This is a genomic window from Thermoleophilum album, assembly GCF_028867705.1.
Lineage (GTDB): Bacteria > Actinomycetota > Thermoleophilia > Solirubrobacterales > Thermoleophilaceae > Thermoleophilum.
This window is the reverse complement of the sequence record NZ_CP066171.1, coordinates 453,895-479,117: the sequence shown is the minus strand read 5'-3', so window position 1 is coordinate 479,117 and position 25,223 is coordinate 453,895. Positions and strand designations below refer to the sequence as shown.

Below are 25,223 nucleotides of genomic sequence, written 5' to 3'. Positions count from 1 at the left end.
CGGAGCGTGTGGCCTGGTGAGTGCGCGCGCTCGGGCGCTTCGCTTGCGTTCGGAACGCTACCGAACTTCGCGACTTTGTGACTACTTTGTAACAGGTGGCGCGGACCCGTCGCCGGCTGGGGGGTCGGCGACGGCGGTCCTGTCGCCGCCCGCCGCCTTCGCGCCGTAGAGCGCTCCGTCTGCGGCGCGCAGCAGCGCCTCGGCGGTGGCCCGCCCGGCGCTCGCCTCGGCCACCCCGAAACTGATCGTCACCCCCGCGGGCACGAGGGACGAGCCGGCTACCTCCTTGCGCACGCGCTCGGCGAGCGCCCGCGCGCCGTCGGCGTCGGCCTCGGGCAGAACGAGCGCGAACTCGTCGCCGCCGAAGCGTGCCGAGACGTCGATCGTGCGTGTCGCGGCAGCGAGTAGACGTGCGACGGCGACGATCGCGCGGTCGCCGACATGGTGGCCGAGGCTATCGTTGATTGCCTTCAAGCCATCTACGTCGCCGAGCGCAATGCTCAAGGGACGACCACTGCGCTGCGCGCGCTCGAGCTCGCGCTCGAGCACACCGTCGAAGCCCCGGCGGTTGAGCAGCCCGGTAAGGGCGTCGGTGTTGGCAGCGGCGGACAGGTGCGCTGTCGCGGCCAGCGTGCGCTCGCGCAAATGGCCCACCACGAAGCCGGCGACCCCGCTCGTGCCGACGGTCAAAAGCCAGCGCTGCGCCTCGCTACCCGTGTGCGGTGCGAGGGCCAGAGCGAGCGCGTACGCAGCGGCCGTCAGGGTGAAATACGCGAATGCGGCCGTGGGCGGCAGCAGCAGCGCGGCCTCTATCACCAGCCAGACGAAGAAGAGCGCGTAGGCGCTTGCCCCGCTGTCGTTCGCGACCGCCGCTGCGACCAGTGCGCAGCCCGACACGAGCGCGGCGACTGTCACCCATTGCGGGCGCGGTCGCCGCGCCAGCAGCCACAGGTAGAGACCGAGGGCCAGCGCGACCAGTGCCAGCGGGAGCAGCACGTGTGCACGCGACGAGGGGGCGCGCGGGACAAGCAGCGACGCGACACCGAGAAGACCGCCGCAACCGAACGCCAGGGATAGTGTGCGCAAACCGCCAGCGCTGGCGAGCGGGCCCGCGGGCCGTAGCTGAACGAGCGGATCCGCCGGCCGCGGCAACGGCGGCGGATCCGCCGGCGACGACGCGCGCGGATCGAGCGCTCTGCGCCCCCTCCGCAAGCGGTCGCGCACGGCCAGCGCGCGGCGGCGCGGACTCACCCGAGCGCCCTCACCAGCGCCTCGACCACCTCGGTGTCGAAGCGCTGGCCCGCCGCGGAGCGCAGCTCTGCGACAGCCTCGCGGTGAGTGAGCCGCGGCCGATAGGGACGGTCGCTGGTCATAGCCTCGTACGCCTCGGCGACGGCGATGATGCGCGCCTCGAGCGGAACGTCGGCGCCGCTCAGTCCGTCGGGATAGCCGCTCCCGTCGAGGTGCTCGTGGTGCGCGCGTACCCAACGGCTGAGCTCGCGGTGCTCGGTGACCTCGAGCATGCGCGACCCGACGACCGGATGCGCACGCACGAACTCCCACTCCTCGTAGGTGAGCGGCCCCTTCTTGCGCTCGATCTCGTCGGGAATCGCGATCGTGCCGACGTCGTGGAGGAGCGCGGCGAGACGAACCTGTTCGACGCGGTGAGCGGGAAGACCTAGCTCACGCGCCGCGAGCTCGGCGAAGCGCGCCACCCGCCGGCAGTGGCTGGTGTTGCCGATCGTCGCCATATCGACCGCCTCGGCGAGGTCGACAAGCGCGGCCAGCTCGACGCGCCCGCCGCCGGTCACGTCGAGCTCGGCGGCGCGTTCGATCTCGGCACTCGAGATCACGGTGCGGTTGCGGCCGAGCTTCTTGGCTGCGTACATAGCTTCGTCGGCCGCGTGCAGAAGCGCCTCGAGCGTCTGACCGTGAACGGGATGCACGGCCGCGCCAATGCTCACGGTAACCGGCCCCGCCTGGTGGTCGGCGAACGCTCGCTCGACCGCGGTACGTAGGCGCTCGGCGAGCATGTAAGCGCCGTGCTCGTCGCAGTCCGGTGCGAGCAGAACGAACTCCTCGCCGCCGTGCCTTGCCGCCAGGTCGAAGCCGCGCTTCGAAGCTTGCAGCACACGCGCGAGCGTGCGCAGAACCTCGTCGCCGCACCGGTGGCCGCAGCGATCGTTGACGCGTTTGAAGTGGTCGATGTCGACGAGCAGGACGGCGAGCGGACGGCCAGTGCGCCGGGCCCGCTCGAGCTCGATGTCGAACGCATCTTGGAGCGAGCGGCGGTTGGCCAGCCCCGTGAGCGGATCGCGGCCCGCGGCCTCCTCGAGCTGCTGCAGAAGCGCGCTCGCACGGATGCGCGCGAGGGTGACGATCGCACCGGCCCCGGCAAGGGCGGTGACGGTCGCAAACCAAGCGTTCCAGGCGACGCCGCCGCGGTCGAACACCATCGCCAGCGCGTAGACCACCGCTACGCTCGCGACGTGGAGCAGCGACTGCCAGGCGGGGAAGAAGACAAACGCCGCTACGACCACCCACGCGTAGCCGAGCGGGCCGAAGGCATGCTCGCTGCCCCAGCCGAGCACGCCCAACGTGCCGAGCAACGTGCCCACGAACACGGCAGCGTGCAGCCCAGCCTGTCCCGCACGGGCGCGCGCCAGCGCCAACGCCGCGCCCAGCACCGCGGCGCCCGCGGCCGCCGCGAACACCAGCTCCGGGCGCGCGAGCGGCGCACCGGGCAACAGCACCACGATCGCGCCGACTAGCGCGCCAACCCACGCCACGACGGCGCCGACGAGCGCGAGCGCTGGCAGCGGCGCTATCGGCCCGCTGCTGAAGACGTCCCGCCAGTTGGTCGGTCGCGCGATCGTCGAAGGAGTAGCTGCGTTCATGGCAACGTAGGAGCCCGCCCACCCCGCGCTCACGAGGCGCGACGGGGGCACGACTCTCGGCGCACGAACGCCGTGAGCGCCCGCGCCGAGCGATCGCGGCGGCCGCGTGCCAGGGGACAGGTGCCCCCTCCACGATAAAGCCGCAGGCTGTTCGCGGCCACACCCCCCGGTGACGCCACCGCCAGCCGGCTACGGCGACGCCCTCGCTAGCCGGCTAAGTTCGCAGCCATGTGGCTCCAGCGCACACTGCGGTTGCGACCGCGCCCGCGCGGCTTCCATCTCGTCACCGACGAGGTGCTCGCCGCGGTGCCGGAGATCCGCCAGCTGCGGGTCGGAATCGTGCACATCTTCATCCGCCACACCTCGGCTGCGCTGACGCTCAACGAGAACGCCAGTCCCGACGTAAGGCGCGACTTCGCGAGCTGGTTCGACCGCGCCGTCCCCGACGGTGCCGCCTACTTCTCGCACACCCTCGAAGGCCCCGACGACATGCCGGCGCACATAAAGGCGAGCCTGCTCGGCAGCTCGGTGTCGTTCCCGGTCGCCGACGGCGAGCCGCTTTTGGGCACCTGGCAAGGGATCTATCTGTGCGAGCACCGCGACCACGGCGGCACGCGCACGGTGGTGGTGACCGTGTTCGGCGAGTGAACGCCTCGCGCTGCGTGCGCGCGGCGAGGGCTTGGCGCAGACGGCGGGCCGTGGAACGCACGGACGTCGCGGCGGCGCCGTCCGACAGCGATGCGAACATCTGTTCGTGCGCTGGCGCACGCTGACCACCGACCGCCAACCGGCCCTACCCGGCCTCGAGAGCGCCGCCGACTTTCGCCACTTCGATCCGCCGGCGGCCGCCGACGTGCGCTTTCTCGAGGTGCGGGCGCGCTCGCTGCTCAATCGCGTGCCGACGCGTTCGCGGCTTCCGTTTCGCTGGACGATCAACCCGTACCGCGGCTGCACTCACGCTTGCGTCTACTGCTTCGCCCGGCCTTCGCACCGCTACCTCGACCTCGACCCGGGCCGCGACTTCGAGCGTCGCATCGTCGTCAAGGTCAACGCCCCCGAGCTCGCACGCGCCGAGCTGTTGCGGGCCGACTGGTGCCGCGAACCGGTGGCGCTCGGCACCAACACCGACCCCTACCAGTGGGCCGAGGCGCGCTACCGCCTCCTGCCGGGAATCTGGGAAGCGCTGCGCGACTCCGCCACACCTGCCTCCCTGCTAACGAAGTCGCCGCTGCTGCTTCGCGACCTGCGCTTCTTCCGGGAGCTCGCGGCCGGTCCCGGGTTCGAGGCTGGACTTTCGATCCCAACCGTCGACGAGCGCGCCTGGCGGGCAACCGAGCCGCACACTCCCCACCCCCGCGCCCGCCTCGAGGCGGTAGCCGAACTGGCGCGCAACGGCATCCCGACCACCGTCATGGTCGCGCCGCTGATGCCCGGCATCAACGACGCACCCCGCCAGATCGAGGCCGTCGTCGAAGCGGCCCGCGAGGCTGGTGCGACGCGCGTAGTTGGCATTCCGCTCCACCTTCGCGGCGAGCTGCGCGACCTCTTCTTCGCCTGGCTCGGCGAACAGCGACCCGAGCTCGTCGCTCGCTACACCCAGCTGTACGCGCGCGGCGCCTACCTGCCGCGCAACGAGCGGGAGCGGTTGCTGCGCGCGCTCGCCGCTAGCCGCGACCGTTTCCGCCCACCGCCTCGAACTCGCCCGTCTCGATCTCGCGAGCGATCTCGCGCTCGATCTGGTCGGCCGACAGCGGCGGGATCTCCCCTGTCTCGACCTGACGGCGCAGCTGTCGCTCGCGCCAACGACGGAACTTGAGGATCTCGAGGACGTAGACGACATAGACGCTCGCCACCAGCGCCACGAGCGCGAAAACTCCGAGCACCGCCGACCAGCCCGGGTGGAGGCGGCCCGCCTCGTCCGAGTAGGGCACGAAGCGCAAGGCGAGCGCAAGCGCTGCGAGCGACAGCGACCACCCGTACAGGTAGAGCACTGTCCGTCGCTGCGAGAAACCGATGTTCGCGAAGCGGTGGTGGAAGTGCCAGCGGTCGGCGGAGTACACCGGCCGCCGGTACTTGATGCGCTTGGCGATCACGAACGTGGCGTCGGCAGCGGGAACGGCGAGCACCATCAGCGGGAAAAAGAGCGCCACCACCGCCGCTGTCTTGAGCACCCCCTGGATGGCGACACAGGCCAGCAGCAAACCAAGCAGGTTCGAACCGGCGTCGCCCATGAACACCGACGCCGGGTGGAAGTTGTGCCAGAGAAAGCCCGCCGCCGCACCGGCCGTCAGTGCAGCGAGAACACCGGCGGCGTCGCGGTCGAGCGACAGGGCGAGCACGGCGAAGGTCAGGGCAGCGATCAGACACACGCCGGCGGCGAGCCCGTCCACCCCGTCGGTCCAGTTGACGGCGTTCACGACCGCGACAACGCCGATCACCGTCAGCGGCGGACCGGCCGGTCCGAGGTCGAACGCGCCCAGGAACGGCAGCGTCACGTGGTCGACGTACACGCCCGCCGCGACCGGCAGCGTCGCGGCGGCTGTCTGGCCGGCGAGCTTCGCCGCCGGGTGCAGATCGACGCGATCGTCGACCGCACCGAGCAGGGTGATCGCCACGGCACCGGCGAGGATCCCCAGGTATTCCCCCCGCAGCGGCAAGAAAACAGCCGTGGCGACGAGCACCGCAGCGAGGATCGCCAGACCCCCGAGCCCCGGAGTCGGGCGCTCGTGAAGGTCGCGCTCGCGCGGCACGTGGATCACGCCGACGCGTCGCGCGAGCAGGGCGCTCACCGGCGTCGCGAGCCAGGACACGACCGTCGCGACCGCGAATGCCCCAATCGCGTCGCGCACACCCACGCCGCTGCAGGCTAGCCGTGCTGTCGGCGCGCGCCGCTAAGCCGCAGCTGTAGCGGCAGCGTAGAGCGGGAAGCGCTCGGCGAGCTGACGCACGCGCTGGGCGAGCTCCTGTTCGCGTGCCTCGTCGAAACGGTCGCTGAGGGCGCTGGCGATGATGCGACCCACCTCGCGGAACTCGTCGGGACCGAAGCCGCGCGTCGCCAGGGCCGGTGTTCCGATGCGCACACCGGAGGAGACCATCGGCGGGCGCGGATCGAACGGCACGGTGTTGCGGTTGACGGTGATTCCGATGCGGTGGAGACGGTCCTCGGCCTGCTTGCCGTCGAGCTCCGAACGGCGCAGGTCGACCAGCACCAGGTGCACGTCGGTGCCGCCGGTGAGCACGTCGAGCCCGGCGGTAAGCAACTCTTCGGCAAGGATCGCCGCCCCGGCGCGGGTGCGCCGCTGGCGCTCGCGGAACTGCTCGCTCTGAGCGATCCTGAGGGTCACGGCCTTGGCGGCGATGACGTGCATCAGCGGTCCGCCTTGGTTGCCCGGGAAGACCGCGGAGTCGATCTTCTTCGCCAGCTCCCCGCGGCACAGGATCATCCCGCCGCGCGCACCGCCGAGCGTCTTGTGGGTGGTTGTGGTAACGACATCAGCGTAGGGAACCGGGTTCGGGTGCTCGCCGGCGGCGACGAGCCCGGCGAAGTGGGCCATATCGACCATCAGGTAGGCGCCGACCTCGTCGGCGATCGCGCGGAAAGCGGCGAAGTCGAGCTGCCGCGGGTAGGCCGACCATCCGGCGACGATCAGCTTCGGCCGGTGTTCTCGCGCCAAGCGCGCGACCTCGTCCATGTCGATGCGGGAGTCGCTTTCGCGCACGCCGTAGGCGACGACATCGAAGTAGCGACCCGAGAAGTTGAGGCGCATGCCGTGCGTGAGATGGCCGCCGTGGTCGAGTTTCATCCCGAGGATCGTGTCGCCGGGTTCGAGCAGGGCCATGTACACGGCGGTGTTGGCCTGCGCTCCGGCGTGCGGCTGGACGTTGGCGTGCTCGGCCCCGAACAGCTCCTTGGCGCGGTCGATCGCAAGCTGCTCGGCGACGTCGACGTGCTCGCAGCCCCCGTAGTAGCGGCGCCCTGGGTAGCCCTCGGCGTACTTGTTGGTGAGCACCGACCCCTGGCACTCGAGCACGGCGCGCGGCACGAAGTTCTCGGAGGCGATCATCTCGAGCGTCGCCTCCTGGCGGCGCTGCTCGGCGGCGACCGCGGCGGCCAGCTCGGGATCCACCTCCTCCAGCGAGCGGTGGAAGAAGTCGTTCGGAACGTCGCCCATCAACGGCACGGTACCACCGCCGTCCGCCCCTGGAGCTGCGCGCTCAACGGCCGAGGAGCTCGGCGACGCGGGCGGCGTCGACCGCCCCCTCGCGCACTATCCGCCACGCGCCGGTGCGCTCGTAGTCGGTCAGATCGATGACGGTCGACGGCGTGCCCGGCAGCTCGCCACCGTCGAGCAGCAGGTCGACGCTCGCGGCGATCGCCGGTTCGAGCGCGTCTAGCGAGCGAACGTCGCTCGCGCCCGACAGGTTGGCGCTCGACTGCAACACCGCGACGCGCGCGCCAGCGAGCGGCGCGAGCGTGCCCTCGAGGCAGGGCACGCGCACGCCGAGCACCTCTGGTTGCGGACCGCAGGCGAGCGGCCACAGTCGTCGCGGGTTGGGCACGAGCAGCGTCACCCCACCGGGAAGCAGCCGTTCGCAGGCGCGCCGTGTGCGCTCGCCGAGAAAGTCGAGCTCGGCGAGCGCCCGGTCGCGATCGAAGAACATCACCGCCGACGGTTTGGCAGGGGGACGCCCCTTGATCTCGTAAAGCCGCTCGACAGCCGCCCGGTCGGTGGGCGAGCAGGCGAGCCCGTAGACGGTGTCGGCCGGGAACACCGCCACGCCGCCGCCCGCGATCGTGCGTTCGAACTCGCGAACCGCGGCGGCGTCGAGCGCGAGCCGCCGCCCTCGCCTCTCGTTCGCCTCGCTAGTGCTCACAGCTCAGGGCCCCACCGTCGCACTGTCGCTGCAGGTCTGAAGTCGGCCGCTGCGGCACGCGGCCGACGGTGACTCGCTCGTGACCGACTAGGTCGCGCAGCGTGTGTGCCCCCTCGAGCCAGGAGCGCACGGCCGCGGCCTGCCACGGTGCATGTTCGAGCGCTACGCGCTGCCCGGGCGGGCAGCGAGTCAGCAACCGTTCGATCAGCTCGCTCCCGCGCGGCCCGGCCACGAGCGCTGTGCGCGGCTCGTAGCAGCGGATCTCCGGCGCGAGTCGCTCCCATTCGCTCTCGCTCACGTACGGCAGGTTGGCCACCACGAGATCGCAGCCGCCTTCGAGCTGCCGGGGAAGGAGATCGGCCTGCCAGAGCTCGACGGCGATGTCGAGACGCTCGGCGTTCGCGCGCGCCACCGCTAGCGCTGCCGCCGAGACGTCGGAGGCCGTCACACGCAGATCGGGCCGTTCGCTGGCGATCGCTAGCGCGATCGCGCCGGAACCGCAGCCGACCTCGTGAACGTGGGCACCCGCCGGCTCGGCCACGGCGACGTCGACGAGCAACTCGCTCTCCGGCCGCGGAATCAGCACCCGACGGTCGACCGCCAGCTCGAGGCGGCGGAACGCCTTGCGTCCGAGGATGTAGGCGAGCGGTTCGCGCCGCGCGCGCCGCGCGAGCAGCGTCCAGGCACGTTCGGCGATCGCTGTCGGCAGGGGACGCCGTGGGTCGGCTACGACAGCCATTCGGTCGAGGCCGGCGGCGGCGGCGACGAGCAGCTCGGCGTCGAGACGCGGCGTGTCGCACCCGACGCCGGCAAGAAGCGCTGTGCCCGTGGCCACCAGCTCGCCGGCTGTCGCTAGCGCCCGGCGGCGCGCGCGCCGACCTGTCGCCTGCCCCAGCGCGCTCACTTGACGACAAGCTCGCCAGCTGCCAGCTTGCGCTGCTTCTCGGCGGCCTCGAGCGCGGCGGTGAACTCCTCGAGCTCGCCGTCGAGCACCCGCGCCAGATCGTTGCGGGTGAGTTTGATGCGGTGGTCGGTGACGCGGTCCTGCGGGAAGTTGTAGGTGCGGATCTTCTCGGAGCGCTCGCCGCTCCCGATCTGCGCGCGCCGCTCGGCCGCGAGGCGCTCCTGCTGCAGGCGTCGTTCGCGCTCGAGCAGCCGTGCGCGCAGTACGCGCAGCGCCTTTTCGCGGTTCTGTAGCTGCGACTTCTCGTCTTGCATCGAGACGACGATGCCGGTGGGCTTGTGCGTGATCCGCACCGCCGAGTCGGTGGTGTTGACGTGTTGACCGCCCGGGCCAGAGGCGCGGAAAACATCGATTTGAAGGTCGTTCGGGTCGATCTCGACCTCGACCTCCTCGGCTTCGGGGAGGACGGCGACGGTGGCGGTCGAGGTGTGGATCCGCCCCTGCGACTCGGTAACCGGCACACGCTGGACGCGATGGGTGCCGGCCTCGTGCTTGAACACGCCGTAGGCGCCCTCGCCCTTGATCGCGAAGGTGTAGTGCCCGTCGCCGGCTTCGAGCGGCTCGACGCGGAAACCGCGCCGCTCGGCGTAGCGAGCAAGCATGCGGTAGAGGTCGCCGGCGAACAGGCCAGCTTCTTCGCCGCCGGCTCCCGGTCTGATCTCGACGATCGCGTCCTTGCTGTCGTCGGGATCGGGCTCCACCGCCGCCAGGCGGATCTGGTCGGCGAGTTCGGCCATCTCCGCCTCGGCCTGCTCGGCGAGTGCACGGAGTTCGGGATCGTCTCCCTCGCCGAGCATCTCGCGTGCCCCCTCGAGGTCGGAGCGCGCACGCAACCACGCCTGCGCGAGCCGGTGCGCTTCCTCGAGCGCCCGCCACGAGCGCGCCACCTCGGCGTAGCGGCGGCTATCGGCGAGCACCTCGGGGTCGGCGAGCTGTCCTTCGAGCTCGGCGTAGCGGCGCTCGATCTGTTCGACGAGCTGCTCGATCATCGGCGCTCAGCTTAGGCGCCGCGGCGCTCCGCGCCGCGTGCCGGTCACCGCTCCTTTCAGCTGCCGGATCCGCGGCGGCTACGCAGCGACCTCGATACCGACGGCGCCCGCGCGCATCCGCGCCGCGGCGCGGCGCGGGTTCTCGCGCGCTAGCACGGCGCCGAGCGCTGCGATCGCCACCTCGAGCTGGTGGTCGTCGGGTTCCCGGGTCGTAAGGCGCTGCAGCTGCAGGCCAGGCCACATCAGAACGCGGGCGAGCGGCCGGTGGCGGTTGCGCCCCATCCAGCGGATCGCCTCGAACGCCAGTCCCGCCACCAGCGGAATACCGACGATCCGCGAAGCGAGCAACCAGTGCCAGTCGAGGTTGCCGAGCGGAGCGAAGACCACGATCGCCACGATCACGACCAGCAACAGGAAGCTCGTGCCGCAGCGCGGGTGGAGTCGCGAGAAGCGGCGCGCTGTCGCCGGCTCGAGCGGACAGCCGGCTTCGTAGCAGGCGATCACCTTGTGCTCGGCGCCGTGGTAAGCGAAGACGCGTTGCAGGTCGGGAAGCAGCGATATCGCCCACAGGTAGGCGACGAGGATCGCAACGCGCACGAGCTTTTCGACCACGACGAACGCAAGGCCGCTGCCGAGCCCGCCGCCGAGCGCCTTCGTCAGCGTCGCCGGCAGAAGAAAGAAGAGGCCGACGGCGAGCGCGAGCGAGAAGGCGACGGTCGCAGCCCACGCCCCCCTGGAGATAGCCCGCTGGCCGTCGCCTGCTCCGTCGGACGACGGCGGCGTGCGGCCGTCCGCGACGGCGGCCTGCGCCTCGGCCGAGATCCCGAGCGCGCGGAGTCCGAGCGACAGCGACTGGACGAGCGCCACGACCCCGCGCACCACCGGCAAGCGCAACCAGCGACGCCGAGCCGCCGGGTGTTCGAGCTCGTAGCACCACACCTCGATCGGTCCGCTGTCGGCGCTGTCGGGACGCTGGGGGTCAGCCAGACGAACGGCCACCGCCCAGTGGTTGACGCCGCGCATCATCACGCCCTCGAGCACCGCCTGACCGCCGACGGGCGCGTCGCCCGATGCTTCGCCGCCGGGCGGGCACGCACGAGCCACCCCCTCGTCGCTAGCCGACTTCCCCGTCCCGTCGATCGCTGCCGCCCGCTCGTTCACGCTCGCCTCGCTTGCTCTCCGACCATCGTAGAGCCCGCTCGCCCCCTGCTCGGCGACGGTGCATCATTAGCCCTGCATGGCGAAGTGGGACGAAGCCAGCGCAGCGGTCGAGGACTACGTCAAGTCGATCTACGTGCTGCAGTCGCGTGCCGAAGACGGCACGGTGACTACGACCGCGCTCGCCGAGCGGATGGGCGTCACGCCGGGTTCGGCGTCGGCGATGGTCCGACGCCTCGCCGAGCAGGGTCTCGCGCGCCACGAGCGCTACCGGGGGGTGCAACTGACCGCCGAGGGCGAGCGCCTGGCACTCGAGGTGCTGCGCCACCACCGCCTCCTCGAGCTCTATTTGGTCGAGAAGCTGGGTATCCCGTGGGACAAGGTGCACGCCGAAGCTGAGGTGCTCGAGCACGTCCTCTCGGACGAGCTCGAGGAGGCAATCGCGCGCAAGCTCGGCCACCCCACGCACGATCCGCACGGCGACCCGATCCCCACGCCCGACGGCCACATCGACGAGCCGCCGACGCTCAGTCTTGAGCGCCTCGAACCGGGTGCGCGGGGACGGTTCGTGCGCATCTCCGATTCCGACCCGGCGATGCTCCGCTACCTCGCCGAGCGGGGGATCAAGCCCGGCGACGAGTTCGAGGTCGTCGACCGCCAGCCGTTCGGCGGACCGCTGTTCGTGCGCTTCGGATCGACCGTCCACGCTCTCGGCGGCGATCTGGCGCGCTCGATGCGCGTGCTGTTGCACCGCGCGGACGCTCAGTCGCAAAACGAAGTCAGCGACTGACGGGCGGCGGACACACCTTCGCGAGCGTGTTGTCGCCCTCGTTCAGCTCACGCACGACACGCCCGGGGTCGACGGTGGCAGTGACGACGCTGCCCGCCGGGCACGGCGGCCCGAACGTCGCGAGCTCGTAGACCGCCCCTGGTCGCAGTGCCGGTACCGCGACCGTTCCTTGCCACGGTCCGGCGACGATCGTCGCAGTGGTCGGGGCCGATGGAGCACTCCCCGCGTTCCTCACGACCACCGTGTAGAGCCCACCACGCCGGATAGCCAGGGACACGGGGCGCAGGTTGGGCAGCGCGGGTGGCACCCTGCACACCGGCGAGAGCCGCTTCGCGCTCGCGAGTGGGTCCCCGCGACGGTCGCGCCAGACGACGTCGACCCGCACCCGGTATTTGCGCCCGGGGCGAAGGCGCCTGTACTTGCGGTCGACGACTAAAGCGCTCGCCCCAGGCGTCGACCACAGCCAGCGCGCCGGCCGCACACCTACCGCTCGCCACGGTTTGCCGTCGCGGCGCTCGAGCAGCGCCACGCGCACGCCGACGCGCACGCTTCCCGCGAGCCGCTGCGCCCGCACCTCGAACGTCGCCGCGCGTTTGCGCGGCAAGCACTCGCGCAGCGCGACCGTCGCGCGCGCGTCGTCGGGAGCGAGGACCGCGACCGACGACTCTGCGCGGGCGCCGCGTTGCTCCGCGTCCGCGGCGCCGGCGTCCGCGAAACTCACAGCCGACCCAACGACGACGCCCAGGGCCGCCAGCGCTCCGACGAGCCGGCCGCCACGGTTTAGCTGCGCTTCCATGCGCCTAAAAGAACAACGGCAGCGCCGCGCAGTTGCGCTGGTCGCCCGCGCCGCGCAACTAGGGACGGCCAGCCTTACCGACATCCCTGCCGGCACCGCGCGCCGCGCCCACCCGGCGCAACACCGGCATGGGTACGCCGCTCAGCGCGACTTCGCTTGGGCGGCGCGGCTGCGCGCGACCTTGCGCCGGAACCGCTCGACACGGCCACCCGTGTCGACGAGCTTCTGCTTGCCCGTGTAGAAGGGATGGCAGTTCGAGCAGATCTCGACGTGGATCTCGCTCTTCGTTGAGCGCGTCCAGAACTCGTTGCCACACGTGCAACGGACGTGCGCCGGGCCGTACTCCGGGTGGATCCCCGCCTTCATTGCGTCAGCGAGTGTACCGCGCCGGACGCTCCCGCCGCACGGCGCGCATCCGCCGCGCGAGATAGCGCAGCCGCAGCAACCAAGAACGAGGCCGACGGAAGCTCGCCGGCGGCTGCTGTTGGGCGCGTACAAGCGCCACCCAGCGGTCGAGCGGCAACGTGCCTTCGATCAAGCGCGCGAGCGCCGATGTGACGGGGGCCTCGAGTCCCTCGCGCTCGATCGCCCGCGCGAGCAGGCGAACCGTGTCGAGCGCCTCGACCGCCTGCCCCACCCGCTCGGGTATCTCGCTCGCCGGCACGCCACGGGCGAGCAGCTCGCCGGCGGTGCGGTTGCGCGAGCTCGGTGCGAGCGCCGTGGCGACGAGATCGCCGGTGCCGGCGCGACCGACGAAGGTGCGCGCATCGGCACCGCGGCGCTCGGCGAGGGCGAGCACCTCGCGGAAGATGTCGGCGGCAGCCATCCCGGCGGCGTTCAAACCCTGCTCGCGTGTCGCGCCGACGGCGACCGCAGCGGCGTTTTTGGCGACGCCGGCGAGCTCGACCCCCGCCGGGTCGGCCGAGACCTCGCAAACGACACCGGCAGCCTGGAAGACCGCCGCCACCGAGTGGGCGAGCGAAGCCGACCACGCCGCGCAGACAAGCCCGGCGCCCGCTTCGACCATCTCGCGCGCGTGGGCCGGACCGCCGACACAGGCGATGCGGTCGCGGCCGAAGTGCTCGGCGAGCACACTGGTGGGTGGCGTGCCGTCGGGCGGCACGAGCCCTTTGACGAGCGAGACCACACCCGCATGGCCGGGCACCTCGCTGCCTGCGAGCGCGCGTGCGACCTCGCCGACGGCGCGCGACGGCACGGCGAGAAAGACCAGGTCGGAGCGGGCGAGAGCCTCCTGCCAACCGCCCTCCAAAGCGGCCACGCGCACGCCCTGGGGCAGCGCCACGCCAGGCAGGTAGCGGCTGTTCTCGCGCTTCTCCTTAAGCTCGGCGGCCTGCGCGAAGCTGCGCGCCACGAGCGTGGCGCGCAGCCCGGCACGGGCCAACAGGACCGCCACGGCGGTGCCGAACGAGCCGGCCCCGACGACCGCCGCACGCCGGAAGTTGTCACCGCGTAGACGAATGGCGCGAGGCTACCGATCGAACCGCGGCGTGAGCTTCGCGCGCGGCGGGTAAAAGCAGCTCGAGAGACAGCCGCGAGCTGCTGGCCACAACGGAGGGAGGTACGGCATGCGACTGCGAGACCTGATGACACGTGAGCTGCCCAGCGCAGCTCCCGACGACACCATCGGCGAGGCCGCTCGCAAGATGGTCGCCGGCGACGTCAAGGCGCTTCCGGTGTGTGCCGAGGGGCGGCTCGTGGGGATCCTCACCGACTGGGACGTCACGCGGGCGGTGGCCGCCAGTCCGTCGCCGACCGCGGAGCCCGTCGCACGCTGGATGAGCGAGCAGCCGATAGCGGCACCGCCCGACGCGCTCCTCACCGACGCGTCCGAGTTGATGGCGCAGTACCAGATCCACCATCTGCCGGTGGTGCGCGACGGCGTGGTCGAGGGAATGGTGCACCTCGACGTCGACTGGAACCGACTCGGCGAGGCCGGGATGCCCGCGCCGAGCTTCCAGAGCCGGATCTAGCGCGGCCTGATCAGGTGACCTGGTAGTTCGGCCCGTCGCCGCCCTCGGGCGGTGTGAGGCGTCCGCCCTTGGCGGTGATCGCGCCGCACTGCACGCAGTTCGACGGCGTCACCTTGACGTTCACGAGCTTCTTGCCGTCGAGCTTGCCGTCGACGCGTGCCGCCTCGAGCTCCTCCTCGGGCACCTCGTAGACCTGCGCCGGGCACATGTTCTGCCACATCAGCGCCACCTCGAGCGGCACCGGGTTGGCGATGCGGATGTGGTTCGGTGCGTCGTCGCGGGTCGCGTTGCCCGAGAGGAAGACCGAGTCCAGCTTGTTGAAGGTGAGTTGGTTGTCGGGCTTCGGGTAGACCTTGTCGCGATCGCCGATGAAGACCGGGACGGTGGCGTCGTCGTGGGTCTCCCAGTGACCGCCGGGGATCCGGCCCTTGGTGATGAGCATCGCGTTTGAGATCGCGCCGCCGATGAAGAACCCTTTGGTGAAGGGCTGGCGCATGTTGCGCACCTCGTAGAGGTCCTTCTCGATCTCGGACTCGCGCACGCGCCGCTCGTACCCCGAGAGGTCGCGCGCCGACCCGCTCTGCTTGAGCGCTTCGTAGATCGCCTCGGCAGCGAGGATGCCCGAGAGCATCGCGTAGTGGATGCCTTTGAGGCGCGGAACGTTGACCATTCCGGCCGAGTCACCGGTGATGCACATGCCGGGCGCCCACAGCCGCTTGGGCATCGCCCAGTAGCCGCCCGACGGGATCGTCTTGGCACCCCAGGCGATGCGCTTGCCGCCCTCGATGATGCCGCGCACGAGCGGGTGGGTCTTGAGCAGCTGGAGCGTGTCGTGCACCGAGAAGGTGGCGTCCTTGTAGTCGAGACCGGCCACGAAGCCCAGCGACACCTTGTCCTCGCCCATCGGGTAGATGAACGAGCCGCCGAACTCGCCGAACTTCGCCCGGTAGCGGAGCGGCCAGCCCATGGTGTGGATGACGCGGTCGAGCGGCTGCTTGACCTCCCACACCTCCTTGACGCCGAGCTCCCACTGCTGGGGGTCGTCGGAGCCAAGCCCGAAGTAACGGATCGCCGCGCCCGCCAAGTGGCCTTGCGTGCCCTCGCAGAGCACCGTGGCTTTGGCGACGACGTCGGAACCCGGCTCGAAGTTGCTGAGCTCCTTGCCCTCGCGATCACGCCCCTTGTCGCCGGTGCGCACACCGACAACTTGGCCATCCTCGACGAGCAGCTTGACGGCAGCTGTCTCGGGGAGGATGTAGGCGCCGAGCTCTTCCGCCTTCTCCGCCAACCAGCGGCCGAGCTGAGCAACCGAGGTGACGTGGTTACCGTGGTTGCGGAACGGCGGCGGCGTTGGCTTCAGCGGCAGCGCCCGCTTCGGCGTGAGCAGGTAGACGGCGTCCTTGTCGACAGGCCCGTAGGTCGGCCACTCCGACTCGGGCAGGTCGGGGAACAGACGCCGCATCGCCGTGGGACGCATCATCGCGCCGGAGAGCAGGTGCGAACCGCAGGTCTTGCCCTTCTCGATGATCGCGATCGGCACCTCGCCGAGCGACTCCAGCAGCTTCTCGTCCTCGGCGAGCAGCTGGCCGAGTCGGATCGCGCACGAGAGCCCGGCGGGACCGCCGCCGACGATCGCGACCCCGACCTCGATCCGCTCGTCGGGAGAGTCGGTCGGCGGCCCGACGAACTCCTTCGCCGGGTCGACCTTGGGAGGGAACTCTGCCGGCGCGCTAGCCATGACGCTACGCCCCGCCGTTCTTGCGTGCCCGCACCGCCTCGATCAGCTTGGGCACGATCTTGTGCAGGTCGCCGACGACACCGAGGTCGCAGAACTCGAAGATCGGCGCGTTGGGGTCCTTGTTGATCGCGACGATGTTCTCGGAGTTCTGCATGCCGACCTTGTGCTGGATCGCGCCGGAGATACCCGCCGCCAGGTAGAGCTTCGGCGCCACCGTCTTGCCGGTCTGACCGATCTGGGCGGCGTACGGGTACCAGCCCGCGTCGACCACCGCACGCGTCGCGGCAACGGCTCCGCCCATCAGCTCGGCCAGCTCCTCGAGCATGCGGAACTTCTCGGCCTCGCCGAGGCCGCGGCCGCCGGCGACGATGATCTCGGCGTCCTCGATGTTGACGTCGGCACCGCGCTGCTCGCCGCGCTTCACCATGCGCGCCTTCTGCGAGTGCGCCTCGAACTGGACGTCGACGTCGATCACCTCGGCCGGGCCGCCGTCACGCTCGACGGCGTCGAAGGCATTCAGACGCCCGATCACGATGCCCGGCGACCCGACGTAACCGGAGTCGACGAGCGCCGAGTCCTGGAGCACAGGACGGGTGGCGATCAGGCGACCATCCTGCACCTTGACCTCGGTGACCTCCATCACGACGCCGGCGCGCAGACGCGCCGACAGCCCGGCACCGACCTCGAAACCGAGCAGACCGCCACCGAAGAGGGCGTAGTCGTAGCCCTGCTCGGTGATCACCTTGGCCATCGCGTCGACCACCGGCTGGGCAAGCCCCTCGGGGCCGCGTACGCGGTAGACCTTCTTAGCGCCGTAGCGGCCGAGCGAAGCGCAGAGCTCGTCGGTGAGGTCGTCGCCGCCGACGACCACCGCGGCCGCCTCACCGCCAAGCTCGGCGGCGAGCTTCGCGCCCTCCGAGACCGCTCCGAGCGAGTTCTTGTTGAAGGCGCCCTGGTAGTGGAGTGCGTAGGTGAGGATCCCGCTCATGCCAACAGCTTCCTTTCCTCGAGCCAGGCGATGATCTTTTGGACGGTCTCGTCGGTGTCCTCGTCCTCGATGATCTCGCCGGCCTCCTTCTGGGGCGGCGGGTTGATCGCGAGGACCTCGGTGCGCGAGCCCTTCTCCCCGACGTATTCAGGGTCGATGCCGGCGTCGGCCGCCGAGAGCTTCTCGAGCGGCTTCTTCTTGGCACCCATGATCGCCTTGAGCGACGGGTAGCGCGGCTCGTTGATCGCGTCGCCAACCGAGATCACCGCCGGCAGCTCGACCTCGACCGTGTCGTAGCCGTACTCGGCCTGGCGCTCGCAGATCAACTTGCCGTCCTGCACCTCGATCGCGATCACCTGGGTGAGCGACGGCATCTTCAGGTGCTCGGCAACGACCGCGCCGACCGTGTAGCACTCGCCGTCGTCGGACTGCTGCCCGAGCAGCACGAGATCGGGCTGCTCGCGCTCGAGCACCTTCGCTAGCGCGTAGCCGGTTGCGCAGACGTCGGAACCGGCGAGCGCCGGATCGGTGAGGTGGATCGAGCGATCGGCACCGAGCGAGACGGCCTTGTGGAGCGTGCGGAAGGCGCCCTCCGGGCCCATCGTCACGGCGACGATCTCGTCGACCTGGACCTTGCCACCCTCGCGCAGCTGCATCGCAGCCTCGATCGCGTGGGTGTCGAAGGGGTTGAGCTGGGTCTCGCCGGAGCGGTCGAGGCGCTTGGTTTGCGGGTCGATGCGCTTCTCGACCGCCGCGTCGGGTACCTCCTTGACGAGGACGCAGATCTTCACGGGCGATCTCCTTCGGGTCGCTGTCGCAAATCAGGTTCGTGTTGCGGCGGCGCAGTGAGCGCGCGGAATCTTACCGCGCTCTTGACTGACGAGTCAGTCGCCCCCCAGCTCGGTCTCGGGCGCGGCTTTTCCACCACGCTCGCAGGGCGGGGTCGCGACCGTCGGCGGGCGCCCCGGCAGGGGTGGGCGAGCAGCCGCTCAGCGGCGCACGCTAGCCGCCGGCCCGATCAACCCCAGCCGCGAGCGCGCGGCGACCCGAACGGTGAGGCGGTCGCCGGGAGCGAGGATGCGTGTGCGCACCCGCCGCTGCCGCGCCGAGAGCACCTTGAGCTCGCGGCGCCCATGGCTCCCGCGGATCCAGACCAGGTACTGCACAGCTCCGCGGGCGCGTCCGAACGTCACCGTGAGCGTTCTGCCGCGGCGCTTGATGCGCAGGTGCGGCACCCGGCTGGGGCGCGCGGGGCGCGGCGCGCGGAAGCTGCCCACTACCCGCTCGTCGTGCACGAGTCCCTCGCGCCGTACCTGCGCCACCACAGTGCGCCTGGTCCCGCGCGCTTCGAAGGGAGTGAAGCGGATCGTGCCCCGCGACTTGCGCGTGCGAGCGATGATCCGACTACCGAACGCCCCGCGCTCGAGGAAAACGATCTCTTGGCCGCTGCCGGCATTGGCGACGCGGTAGGCGATCGTGCGCTTGCCGCCCCGGCGGCCGAGCGGCGCGCGCACCTGCGCCGGCCGGTACCCGGCGCCGACCGACACCTCCGCGATCGCCGGCGACCCCGGTTGGGGCGTGACGGTGTAGGCGCCCGCGGCCGGCTTCGGGATCACCACGTACGTCGCCGGCACGGCGGCCGCATTGACGCTGAAACCCACCGCCTTGCCGCCCGGTCCGGTGACGCTCACCCGGGGCGCGCCGCCCTGGCCGACCACAGCGAGTGTCGCGCTGGGAAGAGCGCGGCCAATCCGGACCGCCACGGACCCCGGCGCGGCCGCCTTCGAGACAGCAGCAGGCGGCGGCTTTCGGTACGGGCCGGTGTTGCAGGGGAACCGCAGATGGGCGAGCAAAAGCGCGCTCGTCGTGGCCGGATTGGCGAGCAGCGCCGGCTCGAGGTCGCGAGCCGGCACCTCGATACCCCCGGTGACGCGCTTGCCGGTGAAGGTGCTGAACGGCGGCGGTACGTTCACCCCCGCGCAGGCGGCGAAACCGGCCGTGGAGATCGCTGCGTCGGTGCCGACGCCAACGCACCCGGCGTCGAACGTGCCGACCGGCGTCGACAGCTTCAAGGCGATGCACGTCTCGCCGCTCAGCGAAGCGCCGAACTCGCCGCGGCGCGCGTCGACGAAGCCGTCGGCGTCGGCCCGCACCCGGAGAGGGCCGAGATCGAGCCCGACGTGCCCGCCGAAGGCCGCTGTGCCGTCGCCCGTGAAGCGCAGAAAACCGCGCCCAATCTCGAATATGAAGAACGTGACACGGCCGTTCATCTCGAAGGTGACGGGCCGCGGCGGCGAGGGGAAGGTCATGTCGAACGTACCGACGACGTTTATCGGCGACACCCCGCCCACCGCTGGCGTGCCGGCGCCCACGCGCGCGCTCGCCTGGATATGTGTGGGGTCGAGGTCGAGACGGCCGCCGATGCGGTTGAGATAGACGAACGGGCCGATCACGATGCCGGGAGGCGGCGGTTCGTAGGCGAAGCCTCCCCGCTTGTAAGCCCCGCCCTGGAACTCGACGTCGCCGCCGAGGCTGCCGCCGAGCGCGGGGGGCGGGAACTGCACCGTCGCAGCACCGCGCCACAACTCCTGGCTGCCCGCGTACTCGATGTCGATCCTCTTGATGAGCAGCGGACCGAGGAAGGCGTTGCCGACGTTGATCGCCAGCGAGTCGAGGCGCAACCCGCGGCCGCGCTCGCCGACAAGCTGGGCCGCGCCGCGCACGTCGCCGAAGATCTTCGGCAGCTGCAGCGACACCGGAACGCGCACGCTGTCTTGGGCAAGCAGCACGTCGATGCGCCCCCGTGCGGCGAAGCCCAGCACGTCGACGCCGAACGCACCGGTGTCGAAACTGAAAAGCGTGCTGCCCGGTCCTGCGCTGGGCAGCTTGGCGTGGATCGCGCCGCGCCAGAGCGTGATCGACGTCGAGCCGTGCTCCAGCAGCACGCGCACCGCGCCCGTCGCGGGCGCCGTGTCGATGGTGCGGGCCCGGGGATCGATCACGATCTTCGTGCCTGCTTCCGGCACGACGCGGAGCCCGTTCAAGTCGAGCTCGCCGCTGGTCACGACGCTTCCCCGCGCCGCGCCGCTGCCGGCCAGAAAGCACCCGAACTTGGTGTCGAACCGCGCGAGACCGAAACGGATTGTCTGGCAGCTGGTGACAGCGTCGGTGCCGCCGCCGGGCAGACCAGCCAAGCCGCGCTTGCCGGTGGGGTTCCGGGGGCCGAAACCGAGCGCGTACAGGGTCCCGTACTGGTTGATCCCGCCGGTGTGGTTGAGGACAGCGAAGCCGCCCCCATCGGCGGCCGCGCCGATCCGGATCTGACCGTTGGCGCTCCCGGTGACGAGCGGTTGCGGGTCGCCCCACGAGCGCCCGTCGGCCGAGCTGCGCAACTGGACCTTGGCGCCCGTTCCGCCGGCGCCCTCTTGCCAAGCGGCGAACAGGCGGCCCGAGGGGCTCGCGTAGAAGGAGCGCAGGCTGGCGTTGGCGGGCGAAACCGCGACCGAGCGTCCGACCTGACCGCCCGCGATCCTGCGCACAGCGTACGGCGCTCCCGGCTGCGGCCGGTTGAGGAGGAACAACCCGTTGGGTCCGCCAGCCAGCTGCGGCTCGTCGCCTGCGACCGTCAGCGGCGGGCCCCAGGTCGCGGGGTCGGCGGGCGAGCCGTTGCCCGACCAGCGACGCACGTACGTGGTGTTGTTTAGATCGGCGAACGCCGCCACTGGAACACCGCCGTCGACGGCGAGGCTGCCGGAGTAGGCGCGGTCGGGACCGCCGCTGCCGAGGTTGCCGCTCGCGCTCGTGAACTGTCCCGGCTGGATCGCCTGCACGAAGGTGCCGCCGGTGACGGTGTCGGTGGTGGTGAGGATCGTCGGATCGTTCTCGGGACCGAACACGAGCGCACCACCGCTGATCTCCTGGTTGCCGACGATCGCCGGCCCGCTGAAACTCTGGCCGCCGTCGTAGCTGACCCACATCAGCACGGTCCGCGAGGGGTCCGAACCGTCGGGCTTCGGGTAGGTGGTCGGGTAGCGGAAGTCGATGATCACGAGTTGCTGGCCAAGGCGCAGGATGCGGGCACCGTTCTGACTGACGTTGAACTCGGGGTCGTCACCGGGCTCGTAGGCCTTGTTCGGAACTAGCGTGAGCTTCGAGTCGCAGGTGGTAGCGGCGCGTTTGAGGCGGCAGTAGTGCACGGAGTCGGCCTGGGCGCCGTCGTCTTCTGTCCAGACGATGTGCGCGGTGCCGGCGTCGTCGACAAGGACGTCCGGGTAGCGACCGCTGCTGGTGAGCTGCACCGGGCGCGGCAGCGGTGCCGGCCTGGTGCGCGGCACTTTGGTCGACCCCCTGTAGCCGGGGGTGCGGTAGACGGGGAGCTTCGCTCGAGCCGCCTGCACCTGTTTCGCCCCGGTCGCGTAGGCGTGCTTCGTCTCGTCGGTCGCGCTCGCGGCGCTCCCCGCAGCAGCCACCACGGCCAGCGCAGCGCCTAACGCGACACAGCGCTCACCGAGACTCACTGGAGCAGCCCCATTTCGCGGACGCTAGGGGCGCCGCTGGCCGTTGTCAACGGGCTATCTCGCGCGTTCGACTGCGACCCGACTAACTTGCACGCGCGGACACCGCGTGGACGCCGCGCGACGCGCTCCGCCGCCGCTCGAGCGACCGGCCACCAACGAGAGCAGGAGGACCAACCCCGAAATGACCTCATCGCGCTCCGACCAGACGCTGCTCCTCGCCTACGACGGTTCGGAGACGGCTCGCCACGCGATCGCGAGCGCTGCAACGCTGCTCGCGCCGCGCCGGGCCCGTGTCGTGTTCGTGTGGGAACCAATCGCCGAGGCGCTGCTGCGCCATCAAGCCCAGCATTTCGCGCCGGCCTCGGAGGTGAGCAGCGAGTTCCAGGCGCTCGAGGCAAGCGAATCGCAGCGGCTCGCGAACGCGGGCGCGGAGTTCGCCCGTCGATGCGGCTTCGAAGCAGAGGGAGAGGCCGTGCGCGGGAGCGCCAAGGGCTGGCCCACGCTCTGTGAGCTCGCCGAACGGGAACACGCTGCGGCGATCGTTATCGGCACACGCGGGCTCGGTCGCGCCGCGTCGGCCTTGCTCGGAAGCGTCGCCGCCGGTGTGATCGGACACGCGAAGGTGCCCGTCCTCGTTGTGCCACCTGACCCCCACGGCGTCGAGACACAACAAGAGGACGTGGAGACGCTGATCGCGTTCGACGGTTCCGAACACGCCGAGCGAGCCGTGCAAGCGGTGGCGGGACTCGCGCGCTCACGCCGCGTGACCGTCGCGACGGTCTGGGTCGAGTATGCAGCCCAACTCGCGACGCGGATCGCCGGTGTCGGTCCTGAGCTTCTGGCCACGGACTTCGAACAGATGGACTCGGCGCTGCGAGCCGGTGCCCAACAGTGCGCCGAAGTCGGGGCCGCGCGGGCACGCGAACAAGGTCTGGAAGCACAACCGCTCGCCGTGCGTGCGACGACGAGTGTGCCGGAGGCGCTCGTTGCGACCGCCCAAGAGCGAAGCGCGGGCATGATCGCGCTCGGTCGCCACGGTCACTCGCGGATCGGCGAGTTCCTGTTCGGCTCGGTGACACGCAAGCTCTTGCACGCCACCGACCGCCCCTTGCTCGTGGTACCCGCACCGCGCTAGAGACACCGTCGGTAGGGAGCGAGACAGCGGTCCGCTAAGCAGGCGGCTAGCGGTGACGCTGTCCCGCCCCGATCCAAGGCCGAACACGGTGTGCGCGTGCGTAGGCGTCGAATACGGCAGCGGTTCCCAACCCTGCGACCCGGAGATGCGTGGCGATGGTGGCGGCGAGATCGTCCAGCGCTTCTCCGAGCACTCGCACATGCTCTCTCACCTCGGCGGGGCCTGTCCTGCCCCGCTCGAGCCGCGTTCGCGCGCGCTCGAGCGCGGGAAGTGCGGCAGCCAGGGAGAAACGTTCGTCGGAGACCGCAAAGTAGAAGGTGACGGGAAACGCGACGAGGTCGCGTTCGACGACGACCAGGCGCGGCACTAGCTCGCGCACCAGCATTGCGACATCGTTTGCGAACGCAGCCTCGTCGAAGCCGGCAGTCCGCATCGCGAGGTACAGCTCGTAGGCGAGCTCGCGCCGTCGTGCCAGCACCGGCTGGGCTGTCAAGAGCCAGGAAATGCTCGCGCTCAAGAGGCCGAACCCGATCAGCGCCTCGAAGGGCGCAAGGATCCGCAGCCATGGCGCTTCCGGCACGAGGTCCGAAAAACCGAGTGTCGTGAGGACTTGCAACGAAAACGCGACAGCTTCGGCACAGCGGCTACCCAACCCGCGAGGCAGCCCCCCACCAGGCGCCTCGAACGCATTAGCGACGTGTGGTAGGTAGATCAGGGCGAAGGCGAGTACGAACAGAAGAGCCCAAGCTCCGATGACCGCGAAAACCGCGAGCGGGCCGGCGACGGCCAGGCCCTGTCGTGTCCGCGTGAGGCTCGAAACGGCACCCCAGGTCCGGCGCGCGATGAAGCGCGAGAGGCGGCTGTTCCCCTCCGGGTGGAAGAGCGAATCGAAGATGTCTCGTAGGGCGAGCGCGAGCAGCGCCGCTCCGATGAGCGTGCAGGCTAAGGTCGCAAGCACGCTGCCGCTCTCGGCGTTCGCCTAGAGGGCGCGGCGCTCGGCGACGGCCGAGCGCAAAAACTCGACGATCGCCTGCACCGACGAGCCGGGCGTGAACACCTCGGCGACGCCGAGCTTCTTGAGCTCGGGAATGTCGTCCTTGGGAATGGTTCCGCCCACGACGACCACGACGTCGTCGACACCTTGCTCCTCGAGCAGCTTCACGACGCGCGGCACGAGAGTCATGTGCGCACCGGAGAGGATCGACAGACCGACAGCGTCGGCGTCCTCCTGAATCACGGTCTCCACGATCTGTTCAGGCGTCTGGTGGAGACCGGTGTAGATGACCTCCATGCCAGCGTCGCGCAACGCGCGCGCGATGATCTTCGCGCCGCGGTCGTGACCGTCGAGTCCGGGCTTAGCGACGACGACGCGGATCTTCCGCGTCGCGGTCGACGTCGCCTGCCCGCCGCTGTCGGTGGCTTGCGCCATCGCGAGCGCCGCAGTTTACCCGAGGCAGGTTGCGCCGCGGTCGCGACGCTAGCTGTGCTCGGCAAGCCGCCGCGCCGCTCGGCGGACGAGCGCGCCGCCAGCGACGAAACCGGCGCCGAGCAGCGCCAGCAAGCCCGCTGCCGCACCGGTCGCCGGCAGGGAGGGCGAGTTCGCAGCGGCGCCCTGCTGGCCGCTGCCTCCGCCGCTCCCGGCACCACCGGCGTTCCCCGCCGAACCCGTGGCGCCCCCGGCCTTGCCGCCAGCGGCGGCACCGGATCCGCTGCCGCCGCCCTGCGCAGCCACGACCACGACCGTGCCGCGCATGAAGGGGTGGGGATCGCAGTGGTAGCGGTAGGTGCCCGGGCGGGTGAAGGTGTAGGAGGCGCTTTGCCCGCGCTCGAGCAACGGTGTGCGGAAGCCGTTCCCCGCCGCGTTGTGGACAACCGAGTCGGCGTTCGTCCAGGTGACGGTCTCGCCCACCCGCACCGTGACGGTCGCCGGGCTGAACGCGAAGTTACGGATCGTCACGCTCGCCGCCGCCTTGCGGACCCGGGCGGCACGCTCGCCGTTGGCACCAGCGCCGGTCGCACCCGCGGTCGCCGGGGCGTCGCCGCCCGAAGACTGCCCGCCGAGTGCTTGCTGCGTGGTGCTCGAGCTGCCGTCACCGGCGGGAGCTGGCGGCGTGGTGGCGCCGGACGTGGTGGTCGCTGTAGTGGACACGCCCGCCGCGGGCCGAGAGCCGGTCGCGGCCACAGTCGGCGAGACGTCTTCGGAGGCGGGCGCAGCACTGCTCGACGCGTTCGCCGGCCCGCTTGCCGCAGCGCTGCCCAGCGCCTGCGCGGTCGGCAGCGCGGCGGCGACGACCAAAGCCGCCGTCCCGGCGGCGAGCCGCCGACCGCGGGCCCTGCCGCGCGCGCCAGCGGGCACCGGGTGGGCGCCGGTTCGCGCGCCAAAAC

Annotated in this window: 22 protein-coding genes and 1 pseudogene; 5 read left to right on the top strand and 18 right to left on the bottom strand. The window is 70.9% G+C overall.

The features are described from left to right. Positions 1 to 81: 81 nt before the first annotated feature. Both JDY09_RS02250 and JDY09_RS02245 read right to left on the bottom strand, forming a co-directional pair. Positions 82 to 1,251, bottom strand: coding sequence for a GGDEF domain-containing protein (locus JDY09_RS02250; protein WP_274717378.1), 1,170 nt, complete (start codon positions 1,249 to 1,251; stop codon positions 82 to 84). Further along, positions 1,248 to 2,897, bottom strand: coding sequence for a bifunctional diguanylate cyclase/phosphohydrolase (locus JDY09_RS02245; protein ID WP_274717377.1), 1,650 nt, complete (start codon positions 2,895 to 2,897; stop codon positions 1,248 to 1,250). The genes JDY09_RS02250 and JDY09_RS02245 overlap by 4 nt, the downstream gene beginning before the upstream one ends. A 228-nt stretch (positions 2,898 to 3,125) precedes the next feature. On the opposite strand from JDY09_RS02245, the gene JDY09_RS02240 reads away from it, so the two are divergent. Both JDY09_RS02240 and JDY09_RS09975 read left to right on the top strand, forming a co-directional pair. Continuing rightward, entirely contained in the window at positions 3,126 to 3,545 is a 420-nt protein-coding gene (locus JDY09_RS02240) for a secondary thiamine-phosphate synthase enzyme YjbQ (RefSeq protein WP_274717376.1), read from the top strand. A gap of 106 nt (positions 3,546 to 3,651) precedes the next feature. After that, positions 3,652 to 4,713: a radical SAM protein gene (locus JDY09_RS09975; RefSeq protein ID WP_274717375.1), complete on the top strand. Its 1,062-nt coding sequence runs from the start codon at positions 3,652 to 3,654 to the stop codon at positions 4,711 to 4,713. Positions 4,714 to 5,080: 367 nt separating this feature from the next. On the opposite strand, the pseudogene JDY09_RS09970 reads toward JDY09_RS09975, so the two are convergent. The 6 genes and pseudogenes from JDY09_RS09970 to JDY09_RS02205 all read right to left on the bottom strand — a co-directional run. Then, positions 5,081 to 5,578 (bottom strand): annotated as a pseudogene (locus tag JDY09_RS09970) (MraY family glycosyltransferase); the annotation flags it as partial. Positions 5,579 to 5,788: 210 nt separating this feature from the next. Beyond that, positions 5,789 to 7,069, bottom strand: a complete 1,281-nt coding sequence (glyA, locus tag JDY09_RS02225; RefSeq protein ID WP_274717374.1) for a serine hydroxymethyltransferase — start codon at positions 7,067 to 7,069, stop codon at positions 5,789 to 5,791. Positions 7,070 to 7,112: 43 nt separating this feature from the next. After that, positions 7,113 to 7,772 (bottom strand): L-threonylcarbamoyladenylate synthase, encoded by a 660-nt coding sequence (locus JDY09_RS02220; RefSeq protein WP_274717373.1) that lies wholly within the window; start codon positions 7,770 to 7,772, stop codon positions 7,113 to 7,115. Beyond that, positions 7,762 to 8,676, bottom strand: coding sequence for a peptide chain release factor N(5)-glutamine methyltransferase (gene prmC, locus JDY09_RS02215; protein ID WP_274717372.1), 915 nt, complete (start codon positions 8,674 to 8,676; stop codon positions 7,762 to 7,764). The genes JDY09_RS02220 and prmC overlap by 11 nt, the downstream gene beginning before the upstream one ends. After that, positions 8,673 to 9,725 carry a peptide chain release factor 1 gene (gene prfA / locus JDY09_RS02210; protein WP_274717371.1) on the bottom strand — a complete coding sequence of 351 codons (1,053 nt, stop codon included), beginning with the start codon at positions 9,723 to 9,725 and terminating at the stop codon, positions 8,673 to 8,675. Before prfA ends, prmC begins: the two co-directional genes overlap by 4 nt. Before the next feature lie 78 nt (positions 9,726 to 9,803). Further along, on the bottom strand, positions 9,804 to 10,886 hold the full coding sequence (locus tag JDY09_RS02205) for a DUF1385 domain-containing protein (RefSeq protein WP_274717370.1): 1,083 nt from the start codon (positions 10,884 to 10,886) through the stop codon (positions 9,804 to 9,806). Between the two features lie 76 nt (positions 10,887 to 10,962). On the opposite strand from JDY09_RS02205, the gene JDY09_RS02200 reads away from it, so the two are divergent. Then, positions 10,963 to 11,673, top strand: a complete 711-nt coding sequence (locus JDY09_RS02200) for a metal-dependent transcriptional regulator (protein WP_274717369.1) — start codon at positions 10,963 to 10,965, stop codon at positions 11,671 to 11,673. On the opposite strand, the gene JDY09_RS02195 is transcribed toward JDY09_RS02200, so the two are convergent. The 3 genes from JDY09_RS02195 to JDY09_RS02185 form a co-directional block, all read right to left on the bottom strand. Continuing rightward, positions 11,663 to 12,469 (bottom strand): CARDB domain-containing protein, encoded by an 807-nt coding sequence (locus JDY09_RS02195; RefSeq protein ID WP_274717368.1) that lies wholly within the window; start codon positions 12,467 to 12,469, stop codon positions 11,663 to 11,665. The genes JDY09_RS02200 and JDY09_RS02195 overlap by 11 nt on opposite strands. A gap of 141 nt (positions 12,470 to 12,610) precedes the next feature. Further along, a complete protein-coding gene (gene rpmE / locus JDY09_RS02190) occupies positions 12,611 to 12,835 on the bottom strand; it encodes a 50S ribosomal protein L31 (protein ID WP_093115384.1) in 225 nt (74 codons plus the stop codon). 4 nt (positions 12,836 to 12,839) lie between these two features. After that, the gene (locus tag JDY09_RS02185) at positions 12,840 to 13,949 is read right to left on the bottom strand and encodes an NAD(P)H-dependent glycerol-3-phosphate dehydrogenase (RefSeq protein WP_274717981.1); all 1,110 of its coding nucleotides are present in this window, start codon (positions 13,947 to 13,949) and stop codon (positions 12,840 to 12,842) included. A 106-nt stretch (positions 13,950 to 14,055) separates the two neighbouring features. Here JDY09_RS02185 and JDY09_RS02180 point away from each other — a divergent pair, with 106 nt between their 5' ends. Next, positions 14,056 to 14,460: a CBS domain-containing protein gene (locus JDY09_RS02180; RefSeq protein WP_274717367.1), complete on the top strand. Its 405-nt coding sequence runs from the start codon at positions 14,056 to 14,058 to the stop codon at positions 14,458 to 14,460. A gap of 10 nt (positions 14,461 to 14,470) precedes the next feature. On the opposite strand, the gene JDY09_RS02175 is transcribed toward JDY09_RS02180, so the two are convergent. From JDY09_RS02175 to JDY09_RS02160, 4 genes are all read right to left on the bottom strand, one after another. After that, positions 14,471 to 16,198: an electron transfer flavoprotein-ubiquinone oxidoreductase gene (locus JDY09_RS02175; RefSeq protein ID WP_274717366.1), complete on the bottom strand. Its 1,728-nt coding sequence runs from the start codon at positions 16,196 to 16,198 to the stop codon at positions 14,471 to 14,473. A 4-nt stretch (positions 16,199 to 16,202) separates the two neighbouring features. Next, on the bottom strand, positions 16,203 to 17,186 hold the full coding sequence (locus tag JDY09_RS02170; protein WP_274717365.1) for an electron transfer flavoprotein subunit alpha/FixB family protein: 984 nt from the start codon (positions 17,184 to 17,186) through the stop codon (positions 16,203 to 16,205). Continuing rightward, the gene (locus tag JDY09_RS02165) at positions 17,183 to 17,977 is read right to left on the bottom strand and encodes an electron transfer flavoprotein subunit beta/FixA family protein (RefSeq protein ID WP_274717364.1); all 795 of its coding nucleotides are present in this window, start codon (positions 17,975 to 17,977) and stop codon (positions 17,183 to 17,185) included. Before JDY09_RS02165 ends, JDY09_RS02170 begins: the two co-directional genes overlap by 4 nt. Before the next feature lie 198 nt (positions 17,978 to 18,175). Beyond that, a complete protein-coding gene (locus JDY09_RS02160) occupies positions 18,176 to 21,703 on the bottom strand; it encodes a hypothetical protein (RefSeq protein WP_274717363.1) in 3,528 nt (1,175 codons plus the stop codon). Positions 21,704 to 21,884: 181 nt separating this feature from the next. On the opposite strand from JDY09_RS02160, the gene JDY09_RS02155 reads away from it, so the two are divergent. Then, positions 21,885 to 22,838, top strand: a complete 954-nt coding sequence (locus tag JDY09_RS02155) for a universal stress protein (RefSeq protein WP_274717362.1) — start codon at positions 21,885 to 21,887, stop codon at positions 22,836 to 22,838. A gap of 46 nt (positions 22,839 to 22,884) precedes the next feature. Here JDY09_RS02155 and JDY09_RS02150 read toward each other — a convergent pair whose 3' ends face one another. Genes JDY09_RS02150 through JDY09_RS02140 form a run of 3 tightly spaced genes read right to left on the bottom strand, consistent with a single transcriptional unit; the run spans position 22,885 to position 24,987 of the window. Next, positions 22,885 to 23,796, bottom strand: a complete 912-nt coding sequence (locus JDY09_RS02150; RefSeq protein WP_274717361.1) for a potassium channel family protein — start codon at positions 23,794 to 23,796, stop codon at positions 22,885 to 22,887. Positions 23,797 to 23,817: 21 nt separating this feature from the next. Further along, complete coding sequence (locus JDY09_RS02145; RefSeq protein ID WP_274717360.1) at positions 23,818 to 24,267, bottom strand: cobalamin B12-binding domain-containing protein; 450 nt, start codon at positions 24,265 to 24,267, stop codon at positions 23,818 to 23,820. 48 nt (positions 24,268 to 24,315) lie between these two features. After that, positions 24,316 to 24,987: a cupredoxin domain-containing protein gene (locus tag JDY09_RS02140; protein ID WP_274717359.1), complete on the bottom strand. Its 672-nt coding sequence runs from the start codon at positions 24,985 to 24,987 to the stop codon at positions 24,316 to 24,318. Between the last annotated feature and the right edge of the window lie 236 nt (positions 24,988 to 25,223).